General features: G+C 63.1%; 14 protein-coding genes. 4 read left to right on the plus strand and 10 right to left on the minus strand.

The window, feature by feature from the left end:
- Positions 1-10: 10 nt before the first annotated feature.
- From BLT26_RS10170 to BLT26_RS10180, 3 genes are all read right to left on the minus strand, one after another.
- Positions 11-964 carry a 5-oxoprolinase subunit C family protein gene (locus BLT26_RS10170; RefSeq protein ID WP_091513062.1) on the minus strand — a complete coding sequence of 318 codons (954 nt, stop codon included), beginning with the start codon at positions 962-964 and terminating at the stop codon, positions 11-13.
- Positions 957-1,664 carry a 5-oxoprolinase subunit PxpB gene (gene pxpB / locus BLT26_RS10175; protein WP_091513065.1) on the minus strand — a complete coding sequence of 236 codons (708 nt, stop codon included), beginning with the start codon at positions 1,662-1,664 and terminating at the stop codon, positions 957-959. The genes BLT26_RS10170 and pxpB overlap by 8 nt, the downstream gene beginning before the upstream one ends.
- A gap of 185 nt (positions 1,665-1,849) precedes the next feature.
- Positions 1,850-3,784 (minus strand): glycoside hydrolase family 3 protein, encoded by a 1,935-nt coding sequence (locus BLT26_RS10180; protein ID WP_091513067.1) that lies wholly within the window; start codon positions 3,782-3,784, stop codon positions 1,850-1,852.
- Between the two features lie 377 nt (positions 3,785-4,161).
- On the opposite strand from BLT26_RS10180, the gene BLT26_RS10185 reads away from it, so the two are divergent.
- Positions 4,162-5,643: a hypothetical protein gene (locus tag BLT26_RS10185; RefSeq protein ID WP_217631412.1), complete on the plus strand. Its 1,482-nt coding sequence runs from the start codon at positions 4,162-4,164 to the stop codon at positions 5,641-5,643.
- 11 nt (positions 5,644-5,654) lie between these two features.
- Here the strand turns inward: BLT26_RS10185 and BLT26_RS10190 are convergent, their stop codons facing one another.
- From BLT26_RS10190 to BLT26_RS10215, 6 genes are read right to left on the minus strand one after another with little or no spacing between them, the layout of a single operon-like run.
- A complete protein-coding gene (locus BLT26_RS10190; protein WP_091513072.1) occupies positions 5,655-6,089 on the minus strand; it encodes a potassium channel family protein in 435 nt (144 codons plus the stop codon).
- A gap of 17 nt (positions 6,090-6,106) precedes the next feature.
- Positions 6,107-7,627, minus strand: a complete 1,521-nt coding sequence (locus BLT26_RS10195; RefSeq protein WP_091513075.1) for an efflux transporter outer membrane subunit — start codon at positions 7,625-7,627, stop codon at positions 6,107-6,109.
- Positions 7,602-8,726 (minus strand): HlyD family secretion protein, encoded by a 1,125-nt coding sequence (locus BLT26_RS10200; RefSeq protein WP_091513078.1) that lies wholly within the window; start codon positions 8,724-8,726, stop codon positions 7,602-7,604. Before BLT26_RS10200 ends, BLT26_RS10195 begins: the two co-directional genes overlap by 26 nt.
- Before the next feature lie 3 nt (positions 8,727-8,729).
- The gene (locus tag BLT26_RS16750; protein WP_091513081.1) at positions 8,730-8,942 is read right to left on the minus strand and encodes a DUF1656 domain-containing protein; all 213 of its coding nucleotides are present in this window, start codon (positions 8,940-8,942) and stop codon (positions 8,730-8,732) included.
- A gap of 50 nt (positions 8,943-8,992) precedes the next feature.
- Positions 8,993-11,182 carry an FUSC family protein gene (locus tag BLT26_RS10210; RefSeq protein WP_175453081.1) on the minus strand — a complete coding sequence of 730 codons (2,190 nt, stop codon included), beginning with the start codon at positions 11,180-11,182 and terminating at the stop codon, positions 8,993-8,995.
- A gap of 25 nt (positions 11,183-11,207) precedes the next feature.
- Positions 11,208-12,443 (minus strand): cation:proton antiporter, encoded by a 1,236-nt coding sequence (locus BLT26_RS10215; RefSeq protein WP_091513087.1) that lies wholly within the window; start codon positions 12,441-12,443, stop codon positions 11,208-11,210.
- Between the two features lie 423 nt (positions 12,444-12,866).
- Between BLT26_RS10215 and BLT26_RS16310 the strand changes: the two genes are divergently transcribed.
- Positions 12,867-13,094 carry a hypothetical protein gene (locus BLT26_RS16310; protein WP_139169486.1) on the plus strand — a complete coding sequence of 76 codons (228 nt, stop codon included), beginning with the start codon at positions 12,867-12,869 and terminating at the stop codon, positions 13,092-13,094.
- Positions 13,095-13,125: 31 nt separating this feature from the next.
- Here the strand turns inward: BLT26_RS16310 and BLT26_RS16690 are convergent, their stop codons facing one another.
- Positions 13,126-13,971, minus strand: coding sequence for an endonuclease (locus BLT26_RS16690; RefSeq protein ID WP_091513410.1), 846 nt, complete (start codon positions 13,969-13,971; stop codon positions 13,126-13,128).
- Between the two features lie 474 nt (positions 13,972-14,445).
- On the opposite strand from BLT26_RS16690, the gene BLT26_RS10225 reads away from it, so the two are divergent.
- Together BLT26_RS10225 and BLT26_RS10230 are read left to right on the plus strand one after the other, a co-directional pair.
- Positions 14,446-15,621 (plus strand): efflux RND transporter periplasmic adaptor subunit, encoded by a 1,176-nt coding sequence (locus tag BLT26_RS10225; RefSeq protein ID WP_091513096.1) that lies wholly within the window; start codon positions 14,446-14,448, stop codon positions 15,619-15,621.
- Between the two features lie 12 nt (positions 15,622-15,633).
- Complete coding sequence (locus BLT26_RS10230; RefSeq protein WP_091513100.1) at positions 15,634-18,777, plus strand: efflux RND transporter permease subunit; 3,144 nt, start codon at positions 15,634-15,636, stop codon at positions 18,775-18,777.
- Positions 18,778-18,856: the final 79 nt, after the last annotated feature.

The following is an 18,856-nucleotide window of genomic DNA, read 5'->3' on the forward strand; positions in this document are numbered from 1 at the left end:
TTGTTCCCGTTCAACCACCATGGTTGCCCCCGGCCCCGCCGGCTGGTTTTTCAAAAAATTGGCGCTGGCGCACCAGCAACTCCTGCGACTCAGCCAGGGTGCCGAGGCAAAAGCGCACGGCATTGCCCGGCCGCGCCTGTGCCAGCAGGTCCAGGTCGACACTGTAGACGTGGCCGATTTTCGGGTAACCCCCGATGGTCTGGCAGTCAGCCATCAGTACGATGGGGCAGCCGTCGCTGGGCACCTGCACCGCCCCCGGGGCCACCGACTCGGACACCAGGTTGCCGGGCACATCGGCCATGGGCTCCCCCTGCAGGCGCACGCCCATGCGGTCGGACTGCGGTGACAGGCGATAGGCCTGTGACAGCAGTAGCCGGCGATGATCAGTGGAAAAAAGCTCGAACTGGTTGGACGGCACCAGGCGCAGGCAAATCTCCTCGTCGTAGGTGCGGATATACTCGTGCGGCGCGCCGGCGAGCAGCGTTTCCGCCTCCGCCACATAGGGCAGGCGGTCACCGGCTTGCAAAGGCCGGCCATCGATACCGCCGAGCCGCTCGCCGACCGTGGTGGCGCGGCTGCCCCAGACGGGTTCGGTGCGGATACCACCGGCCAGCGCCAGGTAGCTGCGCACACCAACGCGCGCCACCTCCCCCTCCAGCAGGCTGCCCCGCTCTGCGCGGTGCGCCGCCCAGTTGTCCACCGGGCTGCCATCCAGGCGCCAGTTGCACTCGGCACCGGCCAGGGCAAAGGTGGTGGCGGCGGAGAAGCGCAGCGCAAAGGGACCCATGGAGATTTCCAGCAACGCATCGGCCGGTGTGTTGCGTACCAGCCGGTTTGCCCAGCCGGCCGCGTGACTGTCGAGGAAGCCGCCGCGACTCACGCCCAGGTGCATCTGTCCCGGCCGACCGCTGTCCTGCACCAGGGCCATTGGACCGGCCCGCTCCACCGTCGCAAAGTCACTCATCGAGGCTGCCCCCCAGCCGCACAAACTCCTCCCGGCCCACGGGCACGAAGCGCACGCGGTCGCCCACCGCCAGCAAAACTTCCGGCGGGTTCTTGCTGCGGTCGAACAGAGTCACCGGGCAGCGGCCGATCAGGTTCCAGCCGCCCGGGCAGCTGTCGGGGTAAACCGCCGCCTGGGCGCCGGCGATCGCCACCGAACCCGCCGGCACCCGCGCGCGCGGCGTATCGAGGCGCGGCAGGCGCAACGGCTCCGGGGTCTTGCCCATAAAGGCAAACCCCGGGCGGAAACCCAGTGCATAGACACGGTACTCCGCGCCCGCGTGCAGGTTAACCACCTCTTGCGGACTGATACCGGCAAACTCGGCTACCCGCCCCAGGTCCGGGGCAACCTCCTCGCCGTAATAGACCGGCAACTCCACCAGCTTGTACTGCCCTGTCTGCTCGTCCCCACCGCTGTCGTCATGCAGTACCTGCCCGGCACAGCGTTCGAGCAGGCGCTGGATCTCGCTGTGGTCACAGCGGAGGGGATCGTAAAACACGGTGAGGCTGCAGTAGGACGGGACCACGTCGATCACGCGCTCCCCGCCCTCCCGGCGGATCAGTTCCACGAGGCGTGCAACCAGCGCCAGGGTGCGTTCGTCGTAATCTTCAGCGAGGTAGAGTGTGAGGGATTCATCGCCGGAATCGGCTATCCGCAACATCGGGTGCTCCCTGCGCAAATGTCGGTGTCCGCTTTCGGTGGCTCGTGGATTCACGCCCGCTTCTCTCGCCCACTTCTCACACCGGCCGAAACAGGCCGGGAGGAGACCCGGGCTCCTTTCCTTGAGAATATCGCAAAAGCTGCCACCGGCATAACAGCGCCGGCGGGGGCATGCAAACACCGGGCTCAGGAACCCGGCGGGGCTATCGGCGCCAAACCGGCCTGCACGGTAACCGGCAAGCGCCCGCCCGGCGGCGCCTTACGGGTCAGCGCCTGGGCCAGGGCCTCGTACACGGGGCCGTGCAGGCGATTGTCGCGATCGATAAAGGCCTTGTAGTTGAAGCTGGCAATATGCAGGTCAGCCAGCGCGCGAAACCTTGCCGCCTCGTAGGGCGAGCGCATACTGACGAACACCGTCTTGCTGCCGTTGGCCCGTGCGGTTTCGAGCACCCGGCGATACTCGCCATAGAGCCGCTCCGGCGACAGCGTCACCCGGCGCAGTGCAGGCAGGTCTTCCATGCCGCCGCGCTCCACGGCGCTCTCGCCGGGCATGATGCTGGCGACGATGACGAGGTCGGCTCCGCCCCCGGCCATGCTGGACGCCGCAACCTGCGGCGCCAGTATCTCTACCCGCGCCGCACTGACGGACTCCAGGGCAAGGCGAAAGGCCTCGCCCACATGTTCGGTAGGCGCAATCACCTGGATGGAATCCACGCTGGAATCGATGGCCGGCAGCACGCCCGGGCTAACCGGATAAATGGCACTCAGCGCCGCCTGAGCCAGCTCGCGCGCAACACGACGATGGGCCGGGCTCGCCATCACCTGGCGGGCAGCGACGACCTTTTCCGGCACCGCCCCGAGGACCCAGTCGCGGTCCACATAACGGCGCTTGAGTTCCGCAATCCGTGCCACGGAGGCGTCGATATCCCGCTCGGACAGTTCGCCGCGCCCTACCGCTGCCACCACGCCATCGATCAGCCGGTCGAGCTGGTACAGGTCGGTGGGAAAGCGCACCTTGATCGGCATCAGCGCGATATCGGCACCGGCAGCGAAGCTGCGCACCACCGCCTCCTCCTGCGTAAAGTAATCACTGATACCGGCCATGTGCAGCGAATCGGTGACAATCACTCCCCGGTAACCAAATTCACCGCGCAGGATGCCGGTGAGGATTTTCCGTGACAGCGTGGCGGGCACCACAATCTCCTCTCCGTGCCTGGATACCAGCGTCGTGTCGTCCAGGGCGGGATACTGGATGTGCGCCGTCATGGTGAGTGCGGGGGCCGCGGCATCGATCACCTGGCGAAACGGCAAAAGGTCGGTGGCCCGCGCCTGCGCCAGCGTGCGTTCCACCCGGGGCAGTCCGGTATGGCTGTCGACCGAGGTATCACCGTGGCCGGGGAAATGCTTGAGGGTGGCCGCCAGCCCGCCCTGCTGGAAGGCGCGCACGCTGGCGGCGCCAAGCTCCGCCACCACCTGCGGGCTCTCGGCATAGGAGCGTACATTGATCACCGGGTTATCCGGGTTGCTGTTGACGTCAACTGTAGGCGCAAAGTTGGTGTTGAACCCCAGCGCCCGAAGCTGCTCCGACATGGCAGCCGCCGAACTCCGGGCAAAGGCCACACCGTGCTCGGGATAGGTGGCGCCGATCGCCATATTGCCGGCAAAGGATGCACTCTCTTCCCGCGGCAGGCGGTTCACCCGGCCGCCCTCCTGGTCCACCGCCAGCAGCAACGGCCAGCCGCTTCCCGAGGCCAGTGCCGCACCCTGCAGCGCGTGATTCAGGCGTACGATCTGCGCGGTTTCCACCAGGTTATCCCCGAACAGGATCACGCCGCCGGGGCTGTTGCGCGTGATCATCTCCGCCAGCGCCGGCGCCAGCTCGGTCACGGGCCGGGTACAGTTTTTTCCCCGACCCATTCCGTCGCGCGCACCGCCGGCAACTGTCTCACCCACGCAGTAAAAGCGGACATCCAGCATGATCTTCTGGGCTATTTTCTCGCGCAGGGTCAGGTCGGCAACTGCCGCCGCGCCCTCGCCCTTGTCGTCACAGCCGACCAACAACAACAGGGCGGCAACAAGGGCCGTGGCGCGCGCGATACTGCGCAGGGTTGGGGTTACCATTGGTCCGGATAATCCATCAACTTGTTTTTCTGGCGCTGGAATATTTTATTCTGCCCAACCGGCACCCTGCGGACAAGGAATAAGTCCGCAGCGGTGCAGACAACCAGCGCACGGCCCACGCTCAACTCCGGTCCCATATATGGGTAATGCCGCCGGGGCCAGGGTTCCTGAACCTGCTGGCCGGCCGATCATCTATCCTGATCAGTGGTCGCGCGTATTTCCAGCGGCGCCTGCGGCCGCTGCTCACTCCCACATTTCCGCAAAGGACCATAAATCAATCCTTGGTGGCGGCAGCGGGAAACAAAGCGGATTCCGGCTGCAAAGACCCCGAATAACAGACCATCTTCTCCCCAGGCAAGGAATGCAAAGGAATGCATATGGAAGGCAGGGCTTATTTATCCGCGCTACTGGCGCTTACGGTCACCGTGCCGGGCTGGCTGCTCGCCCAACCCGGTCCCACCAGCCCCATGGATTCGCAGCCCGGTGAGCTACAGGAGTCAGAGCATGAGTCGCAGGAGGAACCCTCACCGCACGAGCCGCGTATCGACCAGCTGGCAGTCCGGGATTCCGCCAGCCATCCTGCGCCGGTAGCCTACCCCCCGGCTCCCTCGGCCGACCTGCCCACGGATATCCCCGGTAGCTGGGGACCCTACGAACCGGGCAAGGGCTTCGTGCTGGCGCGCTCGGATCTCGGCGAGGTGGGTTTTTCAATCTTTTCCTACGTGCGTTACGTCAACCAGACCGGCCTCAATGAGGAGTGGACCGACAGCTTCGGGCGCACCTTCGATGTCGAGATCCTGAACCAGGTGCAGCTGCAGAAGGTGAACCTGACCTTCAAGGGTTGGCTGTTCGACCCCAGGTTCCGCTACCGCTTCTACACCTGGACCAGCAACTCCAACCAGGGCCAGTCTGCCCAGGTGGTGGTGGCCGGCAACCTCTCCTACCTGTTTGACGAGCATTTCAACCTGGGCGGGGGTATCGACGGGCTGCCCACCACCCGATCCACCAGCGGCACCTTCCCCACCTGGCTGCGCACCGACCACCGCACCATCGCCGATGAATTCTTCCGCGGCTCCTATACCACCGGTATCTTCGCCTGGGGCGACATCACGGAACGATCCGATTATCGCGTCATGGTGGGCAACAACCTGAGCCAGCTGGGTGTCAGCGGTGATGAGCTGGACGATCACTTCAACACCATGTCCGGCCGCGTCTGGTGGATGCCCACCACCGGGGAGTTCGGCCCGCAGAATGGCTTAGGCGACTACGAGTTCCACACCGAGCCGGCGACGCTGCTCGGGCTGCATTTCACCCGCAGCCGCGAGGACGCCCAGGGGCAACCCTCGCTGAACAGCTTTGACAACAGCCAGATCCGCCTGTCGGACGGCACCCGTATCTTCTCACCGAACCCCTTCGACGTAGGCATCAATATCCGCAGGGCCACCTACGAGATGGCCGCCGCGACCGCCGGCCTCAAGTACTGCGGCTACTCCCTGGAGGCGGAGTTCTTCTACCGGGAAGTGGATAATTTCTCCACGGTGCCCTTCCCCGGTGCCGAGGAAGTGGGCGAGCTGCCCGTATCCCGGCTCACGGACCACGGCTACCAGCTGCAGGCCTCCATGATGGTGGTCCCGAAGACGCTGCAGCTATATATCTCGGGGTCGAAGATTCACGGGGAGTACGGCGACCCCTGGGATGTGGCGGTGGGTGCCAAGTTCTATCCCTTCCGGCGCCGCGAAGTCCGCTTCACCGTCCAGGGCCTCTTCCTGGAAGACTCACCGGTGGGCTACAACAGCGTACCTTTCGCCCTGGGGGGCACTGGCCCGGTATTCAATACCGAGTTCGAGGTTGCCTTCTGAGCAATTCTCTCTCAGTTGTCGCTTGCACCCGGCAGGTACAGGCGCTGGACCACGGCAATCACAATGGCTGTGGTCCAGCCGAAAATGATGATGCCGTTGGCAGCCTGCAGCGATGACAGCAGCCGCCAGCGCTCGTCCAGCACAATATCGCCAAAACCGAGGGTGGTGTACGAAACCATCGAAAAATACATAGCCGGCTCAAGCTCGCTAAAGGCACCGAGCAGCCGGTAGGCCGTGGCCCAGATCCAGACTTCGAGCGTCGACGCCAGGAACATCAGCAACACCGTGAGTGATACAACCGCGGGCCGTCCCGGCACCAGCAGCGGATGCCCGGGTCGCAACCGGTTGATGCGCTTGCTCCAGTGTATGGCGATTATCATGGCAATCGCGTGAACCACGGTCGTCATGATAATCAGCAACGATGCGATGAGGATCACTTTGAGCATTGTTTTTCTCGCCTTCCCTATCGCAGCACTTTCTTCCACTTCCCGGTACGATCGAGCATCTCATCCCGGACCGGCACCGGCAGCAACTGCTCAACGCTGCGGTTCTCACGTACTTCCCAGCCGCCGCCCAGTGACCGGTATACCTGCACCAGGTTGGCAGCCACAGCACCCTGGGCCTGGGCGAGCAGGTCCTGCTGCTGTGCGTCAGCGGTCAGGGTATTGATCACCGTATTGAAGCTGACCAGCCCGTTGGTGTACTGGGCCGACGACAGTGCCACCGAGCGGCTCGACGCCGCCGCGGCGCGGCGGTAGCTTTCCAACTGTTCGTGGGATTTCAGGTACGCCACAATCGCATTTTCCACGTCAGCCTGGGCCTGCAGCACGGCCTGGCGGTAGTCCTCCAGCAATTGCTGGAAGCGCGCATCCTGCAAGCGAACATTGCTACGCAGCCGGCCGTAATTGAACAGGTTCCACTGGAAGCCCCCAAACAGGTTCCAGGCTTCACTTTCCCCCTCGAACAGCCTACCGGCTTCCATCGCGCGCGAGCCGATCGAGCCACCGATTGAAAAGGCCGGGTACAGCTCAGCCTCGGCGACACCAATCTGCGGTCCCTGTGCCGCCAGGCGTCGCTCCGCCGCCCTCACATCCGGCCGCTGGCGCAATAGGTCCTGCGGCATACCGATGGCAATCTGCGCCGGGACAACCGGAATCGCGCCCGGCATCCCCGCAAGTGATGTGGCTGCCGCGGGCGGCGTTCCCAGCAGCACCGCCAGCGTGTTCTTCAACTGCTGCAGCGTGGTTTCCAGGCTGGGTACAGTCGCGCGGGTGTTATACAACAGCGCTTCGGCCTGCTCGGCATCGAGCGCGCTGACCTCCCCCGCCTCGAACTTCGCCCGGGCGATGCGCAGGCTTTCTTCCTGCAGGTCGATATTATTCCTGGCCACCTTCAGCCGTGCCTGCGTGGTTCGGATCGCCACGTACGTCTGGGCAACCTGGGCTACCAGCGAAACCAGGACACCGTCGTAATCGGCCACACTGGCGCCAAGGTCTGCGCTGGCGGACTCAACCTGGCGTCGGAATCGCCCCCACATATCCAGCTCCCAGGTGAGATTGAAGCCAATATCGTATTCCTCGATGATCAGCCCGCTCTCCTTCGTACGCGAGACAGAACCGGCCAATTCCTGCAGCTGCGGGTACTGGTTACCGACGGCAATAGCCAATTGCTGCTGTGCCTGCATTACCCTCAAGGCAGCCGAGCGAAGAGTGAGATTCCGGTCCAGCGATATGGCCACCAGCTGGTCCAGAACCGGGTCGCTGAATGCATGTTCCCACCAGAGCGGATCGACAGGCTGGCCGCTGTCCAGGCGCGCACTGCGCTCTTTACTCCAGCTTTCCTCGAGCGGCACCGGCGGGGGCCGATAGTCCGGCCCAAGGGTGCACCCCGCGAGGCAACAGACCAGTACCAGTAGGGTCCACGGGCTCTCAAGCCTCCGCACGGCCTGTGGCAAGGACCTACTTTCCAGGCGATATCGGTCCATTCTCTTCCCGGGCGGCGGTGCCGCTTTTCACCATCACCGATCCGGTGATTCCCACTCGCAGTTCGATATCATCGGGCACGTTGTCCAACACGATTTTCACCGGCACGCGCTGCGCCAGGCGAATCCAGTCGAAGGTCGGGCTCACCGCAGGCAACAGTTCGTTGCCGGTGCTGCCATCCTGCTGTGAAATCCCGTGGCTGATACTGTCTACCCACCCCGCCAGTGGCCGGTCCGGATATGCCATCAGGGTAACGACGGCACGATCTCCCGGCGCAATCCGTGCAATGCTGGTTTCCTTGAAATAACCCTCTACCCAGAAGCTGCCGGCATCGACAATTGCCAGGGCGGCCTTATTGGCGACAGCCTGGCTCCCATCGCGCAGCCTCAGGTTGGTGACGTAACCGTCCACTGGCGCAGTTACCCGGCTAAACTCCAGGTTGAGTTCCGCCTGCCGGACGGCCGCTCGCGCAGCCCGGATACTGGCATTTGCCTCGCCGACAGTACCCAGCCGTGCACGGGCCTCTTCCAGGTCAGCACGGGCCCCGTCGAGCGAAGCCCGCGCCTGTGCCAGCTTCGCCTCTGCCCCCTTTCGCTTTTCCCGCGCTATGGCGTGTTCTGCCTGCGCGCGCTCCAGCGATTTCCGTGACGTGGCGCGCTGCGGCAACAATTGTCGTTGCCGCTGCAGTTCGGCACGGCTCTTCTCGATCTCGGCATCAATTTCCTTTATGGCGCTCTCAGCCTGCCAGACAGCAGCCTCGGCTGCCTCAACCTGCGCCGCCGCAACCTGTACCTGCTGCTCAGTGGCCAGGTAGCTATCACCGGTCTTGTCGTATTCTGCGCGGGCACGCGCCAGTTCCGTCTCAAAGGGGCGCGGGTCGATCTGGAACAGGAGCGCGCCCCGCTGCACATACTGGTTATCACTCACAGGCACATCCACTACCTGCCCGGTCACGTTGGGCGTCACCTGAATAACCCAGGCTCGCACCTGGCCGTTTCGGGTCCATGGGTTTTCGAGAAACTTCCATACGGCCAGGAGTACGACCACCATTGCAAGCAGCAGGACCAGCCCGGAAAACAGGTAATTTCTCGCGGCATTCATGTTTCAGATGCCAATAAAAAAAAGGCCGAACAGCAGGGTGTATATGATCACCATGCCAATCAGGACCAGGGGGGGACTGGCAAAATACCGAGAGAGTCGATAATGATCGAATGCTCGTGCAGTCATCGTGGCCGCCCCGAACCCCAGGACAGCGGCAAGCAGCAGGGGGGGCAGGTAAATCCCTCCCAGGGATATTTCATGAGGTATTGGCAACATTGTGTATCTCACTCCGTGAGTTGCTGTGCCCTGGCAATTACAGTTCCTTGCTAGAAAAAACGCGGTTCACTCCATTTTCGCCAATCAATCCCGCTCAGCTGCTCGGTGAGGGAGGCCAGTAGCTCACTGACACTCCGGGACACCCCCAGCAGTAATAGTGCCCCTTCCAGCTGACGCCCGTCCGGCTTGCTGCTGGCAGGCGTCCCTGACGCGTCATGGTACTGGCGCAGCAGGTTTTCGATTTCCCGCAGTTGTGCACGTTCCCCTGCGCCGGAATTGGCGGGGGCTGGACGCTCCCCCTTCCGGGTAACAGCCGCCAATCGCTCCAGCGCATCAGCCGCGGCCCCCTGCCAGTTTTCCAGTGCCGCCCCTGTAGCGTTTTTGCCCGCAACATCGCCGGCGTGCAGGCGCGCCTCCACGAGCGCATTGATACGCGCGGCCAGCGCCTCGCACCAGGCAACCACGGCCCGCAAGTTAGCCTCACTATCCGCTGGCAGGTAGCGCCGCTCAATCACCCCCGCTAACAGGGAGAGTCTGGCAGGAATCCGGGCGACCAGGTTGCGGTGATAGCGGCTGCGCCAACCGGTGGGTCGGCCCGTGAGGAGCCACGCGCAGCTGCACATAAACTCCCCGAGTTGGCGCTGGAACATGCGCTCAGGGCGTGGCGAGAAGGGTATATAGGCAGCAAAGGACAGTAGTATCAGCAGGAGAGTGACAACGACCAGCATGTTGGCGACAGCGCTGAAGCTGTAAACCTGCGAGTTGCTGATACCCAGCACGGACACGAAAAATGCCAGCGCTATGGACCGCCCGGCAGCCCTGCGGGGACCGGAGAACAGCAGGCAGATGGCGAACGTCACGCCGAAGATCAATGGTCCCAGCGACCAGAAAGTTGATAAGTGTGGCAGCACCAGCAGGTAGACGGCCCCGGAACAGAGAATGGCCACGAACACCGGCAGGAATATTTTGCGCGGCGCAACAAAGGGCATTGCCGCCAGTGCAATCGACAGTGAAGCGGCCAGCGAGAGGATCAGTGGCCCTGCCGGCAGGCCGTCAACGTACAGATAACCCAGGTAAGCCAGCCAGATGGTGAATATTACCCGGGCAACCCCGCCGAGCCGGTCTGGATCGGGCATCAAGTTCCCCAGCATCCTCGACGCCGCACCCGTGTCGGCCACGGCCGGGAATTTACTATCGCGACTCTTAGCTTCATTACTAATCGCGCATGCGGCCAGGGCCACGCTATCCACCTGCTCGGAAACCCGCTGCAACAGCCTCCTGAGGACGGCGACTACAGCCGAATCCAGTAGCCGGGAATCGGGTATGCGCGCCGCCTCGACAGCGATCTTGCCGTGTTCTTGCGGCTCGCCGGGCTGTGCTTCCGCGAGGGGACCCGTCAGCGCCTGCAAGCGCCTTTCAACTCCGGAGCAGTAACTGTCGATACCGGGTAGCAGTTCCCGCAATAGCATGTCATCCACCTGGTAGAGACTTTCGCTCAGCCGCTCCAGTAACCCGGTCAACTCTGTCGACGATACCAAGAGCTGTTGCCATTCGCGGCGTCTCTCGCGGACCAGCTGGCTGTCTGCAAGGGCCGCATCCAGCAACGGACTGACCGCCGACTGCGCGTGGACAAGGGCGCTGCGCGCGTTCACCAGTGCCGTTGTTCGCCCGGCGCCGGCAAGCACTGCACGGCACTCCTGAAAAAGCGCCAGCTGGGCAGAATGTAACCGCTCGAAAGCCTCCCGGAGATCCCCACTACTGTTGCGTGGCCATATCAGCAAGGCCACCAGGGAGTACACCAGGATACCCAGTCCCGTCTGTTGGGCACGCAGCATTGCGATTTCAAAGGCGCCGCTCTGACTGGTGGCTGCGTTGACGCAGATGATCACACTGCCCCAGCCGCCAACCTGCCAGAAGTAGGAGTCTTTTGCCCCCAGTGAGAGATAAGTGCACACTCCCAGCCACGATGACAGTGCAGCCATAAACAACCACCGGTCCTGGGGAAAATGCGCCAGTATCACCAGCGCAGCCACCACAGCCATCAGCGTGCCCAGCATTCGTAATGCTGCCTTGTTGAGCGACATACCGAGCGACGACTGGCTCACCACTGCCACCGCGAGTCCCGCCCACGTCGCCTTACCCCAGTCGAGGCTGAGGGTAACGCCATAGACTGACACCACCGCCAGGGCGGTCTTTATTGATTCGCGAGTAGCGACGCTCAGTCGGGGCAATTTCAGCACCAAGGTAAGTCCTCCCCTGCCCCGCTCACCGGTCGTGGCGGTCGGTTTCGCTGCGCGCGAGCCGGCTGGGCTCACCGGCGGCCAGCCGGCGGACAAAGGAGTTGGCGGTGAGGCCGTGGGCAATGACGCTCAGCAGGATCGTACACACCACTGTCACTGCGATCGTCCCTCCGCCGGGCAGCCCCTCATTCAGCACGATTACGCCGAAGACAATGCTCGCTAGCCCGCGCGGACCGAACCAGCCTATGAATAGCTTCTCCGACGTCGAGGAACCGACGCCAGCAAGGCACAGGAAAACCGGCAACATGCGCACCACCGTCAGGCTCAGGACTGCATACCAGAACACCTGCCAGGAGAGCAGGTGAAGATAATTCCCGACCACGCCAGCCCCGAAGGCGACCCAGGTCAGGAGGGCCAGGGTATCCCCGGTCCCCTCCGCCGCCGTCAGGAGCGGCTCTTTCTCTGCCCGGGCCAGCCAGCCGAACAGCAACCCGCCGGAAAATGCTGCGATGAAGCCGCTACCACCAAGCCACTGCGCGGCGGAAAAGCATCCCAACGCCATGGCCAGTACCGGGACCTGGCCCCAGGTCTCTGTGACCCAGCCACACCCTGACGCAGCCCGGAGGAGATACGCCATCAGCAACGTCAATCCCAGCCCCACCAGCAACCCCAGGCCCAGCTCTTTCAGCACGAGCATGAGCGCAAGTCCTTTGGAGGCCTCCGGTGTCACCGCACCAGAGGCCAGTGCCAGGAATACAAACAATATCGGGACACAAATACCATCATTGAGCCCGCTCTCCGCACTGAGCCCCTGGCGGATATAGGGAGGTACCGCGGTATTGGTCACTACCGCTTTGCCCAGCGCAGCGTCTGTCGGTGCGAGCATGGTCGCCAGTACCGCCACTTCGAACAGGCTCAGTCCGTCGAACAGGAAAGCGCCCACGACAACACCCAGCACAATGGTCAGGGGCAGGCCCACAAGTAGCAGGCGCCGCGGCACCCTGATCGTCTGCCGCAGCACGCCCAGGTCGGCGTGGGCGGCATCGGTGAACAGCACCAGGGCCAGGGTGAGTTCCGCCAGCGCACGCATCCCCGCAGAGTCGACACTCAGTTCCAGGAGGCCCAGCCCGTGTGCTCCCAGTAGAAGCCCGCACAGGGTATAAACCAGCGCACCATTAATAGGGGTGCGGTCTGCGCGACCGGCAATAAGGCTGTACGCGAAAACAAACAGCGACAGTATCGCGAGGTTTTGGTAATTCATGGCTAATCCTGGCGTAACAGCGCACTCTTTAGCCCTCCACCCGCCACAGGGCAGCGACCCGGGGGCTGCTCCCAGTCTAGATGAACTTGCGTGCCAGCCTGACTGCTCAATGACTGCTGCGAGCGAATCGGGCGCCGTGTGCACCTGAGCCACCCGGAGTCTTTAACGATACTATTCTGCTGGCAGTTACCTCGAGCCTCAGGATGTGGCATTCCAGTGTCCACGATGCCACCCTGAAAAGTCACTGGCCTGGCCGGCGCGCTCCGTTTTGCACTACATTTCAGCCAGGTCTACGGGATTGGCCGCTGTCCCTTTGAGACGAGTTGAGTGAAGGCCCGGACAGCGGCCCGGCAAAAGCCGCAAGGCACCAGATCGCCTTCACCCCCACTAAAAACCAAACCAGCGCCAATATCGGATAGCAATATGGATCGGTGTGTAATTTGCGGCCGCGAGGCAGAGGTCACAGAAGGCTACTTATATAAAGTAATGTGCAGCGTCTGCTTTGGTGGCAAACCCTATGCGGTGGAGGGCGAGCTGTGGAAAAGCGGAATTCCTGTCGACGGTAGGCGGGCAGAGGAAATCCTGGGCGAAAAGTTCGCACAGGGGCAGGAGCTGCCGGTGCTTAGCTGGGACGGCACAGACTACTACTAGGCAGGGGCACCCTCCCCCGCCATGCCGGTATCTAGCGACAGGAAGCTACTACAAACGGGTTATGGTTGCCCTGGCTGTGCGCAATGCGCCGGTCCCGCTCGCACTCGGGAACGTCCACCGGATCCGCGCGATTCCAGGCGGCAAAGAGTTTCCGCTGGGCCGGGGAGATGGACAGCCCGTAGGTATCGGCCATATACATATAGATTCGCGCGATATCGCCGCGCCGGTGGCGCGGGGGCTCTACCGCCCGCTGCTTGAAATCCACCCGGAATTCCACCGCCCCGTACTGCCCCGACGGGTAGCCCCCACCCTTGCCGAACTCCATGAAGCGGTAATTGCTGCGATCGCCGTTCAGCTCACCGATGGCCGGTACCAGGTTGTGGAGGTCCGCCTCTGCCATGGCAAACAGCGGATCCGACCGGGTGCAGTTGCGCCGCCCACCCTGCTGCCAGCACTGCCGCTGGTGGCCGATCGCCCAGGCCGGCACCACGTGCTCCCATTCGATGCGGCCAGCGCGATTGGCATTCTTGCGCGGACTGAATCCGCAACTGGACCAGTCGGGAACCAGTTTCTTGCCCTCGGCGGCAAAGCGGCAGTTGGAATAGAAGCCATAATGCGTGTCGGGACTGGCGTAAACCTCGTCGCGCAGCACACCCTTGGCCTGGCGGAAGCTGCGGATGGAGTGGCCGCGGGGCGCGGCAGCCTGTTTTGACTGCAGGAGGGGGGAAGCGGACTGGCTTTCATTGTCGCCGGCCTTGCGGTGACAGTGGTACTCCGCCCGTGCGCGGTCGTTGTGGCAACCCCGGGCATCGAGCCCACCGCCATGGGCACCGACATACACAGGGAACAAGAAGAGGACGAACAGGGCCAGCCGCATATATTTATCCAAAAACATTTAACTACAATGTTTGTGGATTCTGCCGCCATTCAGCCGTTCATGCCAGTCCGGAACTCACAGTGGAAATGGAATTGCTGTCACATGGCATCTGGCCCGGAGCAGCCACCGCAACCAGATACAGGACCCCGCAAAAAGGCTGCTGACACTCGTCCTGTCCCATCACACCGGCATCCCGCCGGGACTCGATTGCATTCCTCAATTCCCAGGCTAATCCTGCCAGGTAGTAGATCCTCTCGGCGACGAAAGCCTGAATCCCAATAAATTTTTAACAGCCTGCATCCAAACTGCCCCCCGACTCCGTCAGAAGAAGTGGTGGTAACAGGCACGGCTCGCAGCGCCGGCTCCCCCGGCCAGCTAACCGTAGCCACCCCCTTGAATTCATGGTTCCATGGAACCCAACTCATACCAGCGACCGCCGCTGGTGTATTTAGCGATCCACGCAAGATGAGACCGATGAACAAGAAACATATAAAGACCGCCGCACCCGTACTGGTGTTGGCGCTGGGCCTCGGGGTTGTACAGATAATGAGCGCCACCAAGCCGGCGCCGGAAAAGAAAGAGGAAGAGCCTCGCCCGGTATCCCTGCTGTACAGCGAGGCCCATGAAGAGTCCGTCCATCTTGCCGTGGCTACCCAGGGGGAAGTCCGTCCCCATACCGAAATCGACCTCACCCCGCAGGTGTCAGGCCGCATCGTGTCCATTTCCGACAGTTTCGCCGAGGGCGCCGGCTTCGAGCCCGGCCAGGCACTGATCCAGCTGGACGATGCCGACTACCGCCTGGCCGTAGCCCGAGCGGAAGCCGGTGTGGCACAGGCGGAGGTACTGCTCCTGCAGGCGCGCGCGGCCGCCCGTATCAAGCGCCAGCAGTGGACGTCCATCAATCCCGGTAAGGAGCCGACGCCCCTGCAGGTCAACCAGCCCCAGGTAGCGGAAGCCGAGGCCAGGCTGCGCTCCGCGAAAGCAGAGCTTGCCGATGCAAAAGTGAACCTGGCCCGCACCAAAATCACCCTGCCCTTCCGCGGTCGCGTGATCAGCCGCAATGTGGGTGTGGGACAGTTTGTCACTGCCAGTACCCCGCTCGGCCGTGTGTTCGCCACCGACCGCGTGGAGGTGCGCCTGCCGCTGACCGACTCCCAGCTGCAGGAACTCGGCCTGCCGATGGGCTTCGTTGCCAGCGACAAGCATCCCGGCCCGCCGGTGACCCTGTCGGCCCGGGTCGGCCGGGATCAACACCAGTGGCAGGGGCATATCGTGCGGACCCAGGCCGCGGTGGACCAGCAAACCCGTTTGATCTATGCGGTGGCCGAGGTCACGGACCCCTATGGCGCAGGCGCCAGCAACGGCGTACCGCTGGCCGTCGGCCTGTTCGTTACCGCCGAGACCGAGGGCACCCAGGCACGCCAGGCGCTGGTCTTGCCGCGCGAGGCCCTGCGCAATGCCGACAAGATGTACGTGATCGATGCGGAAGACCGCCTGGATATTCGCACCGTGGAAGTCCTGTCCACTTCCGAGAACCGGGTCGTCGTTGCCTCCGGCATCGCCGAGGGCGAACGGGTGGTGACCTCCACCATCGCCAATGCGGTAGACGGTATGGAAGTACAACCCGTCACCCAGCTGGCCCGGAAGTAAAGGAGCACACCCATGAACAGCCTGATCGCATGGTGGGCGCGCAACAGCGTCGCCGCCAACCTGGCCATGATTGGCATCTTCGTGGCCGGCTTCATCGGCTTTGGCCTGATGGAACGGGAGATGGACCCGCAGGTGCGTTTCCCGGGCCTGGAAATCCGTGTCGCCTGGCCCGGTGCCGCCCCCGAGGAAGTGGAACAGCAGATCGTTACCCGCATCGAGGAGGCAGTCAGCGACCTGGACAACATCGAGTGGGTACGCTCCGCTTCGGGTGAGGGTTTCGGCGAGGTCTACATACTGGCGGAAACCTCGGTGGACTTCTCCCGCTTTATGAATGACGTCAAGATCCGCGTGGACAGCATTTCGTCCTTCCCACGCGACATCGAGCCGCCACAGGTGCACCAGTGGGTCAACCGCCAGGAATTCATCCGCGTTGCGGTGCACGGCGACCTTGGGGAACGGGAACTCAAGCGGCTGGCAGAACAGTTGCGGCGCGAGGCCGCCACCCTGCCTGCAATCTCCGTGGTGGAACTGTTCGGGACCCGCATGGAGGAAGTCTCCATCGAGGTCAGTGAGCTCGACTTGCGTCGCTACGGCATCACCTTCCAGGAAGTGGCGGACGCCATTCGTGCCAGTTCCATCAACCAGTCCGCCGGTACCGTGCGCACAGAAGTCGGGGCCTACCAGCTGAAGGTGCGCAACCAGGCTGATACCGAGGAGGAATTTGCCAATATCATCGTGCGCCAGACGTCAGACGGCGGCACCATTCGCGTGGGTGATGTGGCCACCGTGGTGGACGGCTTCGAGGACAACGAGATACTCGCCACCCTGAATGGCGAGCCGGCGGTGCTGCTGCAGGTGATGAGCACCGAAACCATGGATATCGTCACTGCGTCCGAGTCGATCCGCAAGTGGATTGCCGAACGCAAAGAGACGCTCCCGGCCGGTGCCAGGCTCACCCTGTGGACCGACAACGCCGAGGACTTCAAGAGCCGGCTGGATACCATCGGCTCTTCCGCCTTCCAGGGCCTGCTGCTGGTACTGCTGGTACTGGTATTCAGCCTGCGCCCCAAGGTGGCTTTCTGGGTGGCCATCGGCATCGCCACCGCCTACGCGGGTGCCTTTGTCCTCCTGCCGACGGTGGGCGTGTCCCTGAATATGCTGTCCACCTTTGCCTTCCTGCTGGTGCTGGGGATTGTTGTGGACGATGCCATTGTGGTGGGCGAGAACATCCACTCCGAGTCGCACAATCCCGAGCACGGCAGTGACCGCAAGGGCCGGCTGGATGCAGCGGTACTGGGCACCCAGCTGGTGGCCAAGCCGGTTATCTTTGCGGTGATCACCACCATCCTCGCCTTCCTGCCGTGGATCTTTATCAGCGGCGCCACCAGCGAGTTCACCCGCCATATCACCTGGGTAGTGATCCTGGCGCTGCTGTTCTCGCTGGTCGAGTCCCTGTTCATCCTGCCGGCGCACCTCAGCAACCTGAAGCCGCGCACAGAGCTGGGCCGGTTCGGGCGTGTCCAGAAGCGCATCGCCGACGGCATCGTTCACTTTGCCCACAACCACTACCGCCGTATCGGCCAGTGGGCGGTGGGCAGGCGCTACCTGACCCTGAGCATCTTTATTGCCGCCCTGATGATCGGTTTCGGTATGTTCGGCAGCGGCTGGGTAAAAAAGAGCTTCATGCCCGAGATCGAGTCCGACGAGGTCATCGTGAATGTGGTCATGCCCGAGGGCGCGCCCTACAGCCGCGCGCTGGAGATCCTCGCCCAGTTGCAGGACGCTGAGAAACGCCTCGAGCAGGAAGTGAACCAGCGCACCGACGGCCAGGGCGTGCTGATCGAGAACTGGTATACCCGCTCCCGGCGCGACAGCGTCATGGCCATCGTCAAGCTGGCGCCGCCGGAAGTACGCGATATGTCGGCCAAGGACGCGGCCCTGCGCCTGCGGGAGCTGCTGGGTGATATCCCGGATGCCAAGGAAGTCTCCGTGCAGTACTCCATGGGCAACAATGGGCCAGGCTTCGAGCTTTCCATCCGCCACCCGGACCTGGATGTCCTGCGCGAGGCCACCGCCGACCTGGAAGCCCAGCTGCGTACCTACGAGAGCCTGTACGATGTGCGCAACAACCTGGAAGGCGCCTCGGAGGAAATCCGCATCGACCTTAAGCCCGGCGCCGCCAAGCTGGGCCTGACCCTGGCCGACGTCAACCGCCAGGTACGCCAGGCCTATTTCGGTGAGGAAGTCCAGCGCCTGCCCCGGGCCGGCCAGGACGTGAAAGTGATGGTGCGCTACCCGCTGGAATCCCGTCGTTCCATCGAGAGCCTGAAGGACTTTCGTGTGCGCACCGCCGACGGCCGCGAAGTCCCGCTGCTGGCAGTGGCGGAACTGGAATACACACCCGGTATCAAGCGCATCCAGCGCTGGAACGGCAACCGCGCAGCACGGGTAATGGCTGACCTGAAGGACGATGTGCGCGGCGATATCATGAAGGACCTGAATGAGAACTTCTTCCCCGACTGGGAGAAGCGGTACCCGGGTATTATCCGCGGAGCCATTGGCCAGGCCGAGGGCCAGAAGCGCTTTATCCAGGAAGTACTGGGTCTCTACACCATGGCTTTCTTCGCCATGTACAGCCTGCTGGCGGTAGCCTTCCGCAGCTACTCCCAGCCGATCCTGATCCTGGTTGCCATCCCCTTCGCCTTCGTGGGCGCCATCTTCGGTCACGCGGTGACGGGCATGACCATGGCCATCTTCAGCTACTTCGGCATCGCCGCTGCAGCGGGCGTGGTGGTCAATGACAACCTGGTGCTGATGGACCACTGCAACCGCCTGCGCGACCGGGGCATGGAACCCCTCAAGGCCATCGTGGAAGCCGGCGTATCCCGCTTCCGCCCCATCCTGCTGACCACCGTCACCACCATTGTCGGCCTGATGCCGATGATGATGGAACGCAGCATCCAGGCCGCCTTCCTCCAGCCGATCGTAGTGGCACTGGCATTCGGGGTATTCGTGGCCTTCTTCGTCACGCTGCTGCTGGTACCGGCGCTGTATGGGATTGGTGTGGATATCAGTGCGGGTGCCGGTCGGGTCAAGGAGCGGGTGAAGTCTTACTTTACTGGGAGTGCCCGGGAAGGAATTGGGGCTACCGACTAATCGTTCCCGCTGAGTGGGCAGCGGCGCCGCTGCCCGTTGACCAGACAAAGAAGCCCGGCAGTTGCCGGGCTTCTTTGTC

Origin of the sequence: Microbulbifer yueqingensis (assembly GCF_900100355.1) — a bacterium.
Taxonomy (GTDB): Bacteria; Pseudomonadota; Gammaproteobacteria; order Pseudomonadales; family Cellvibrionaceae; genus Microbulbifer; species Microbulbifer yueqingensis.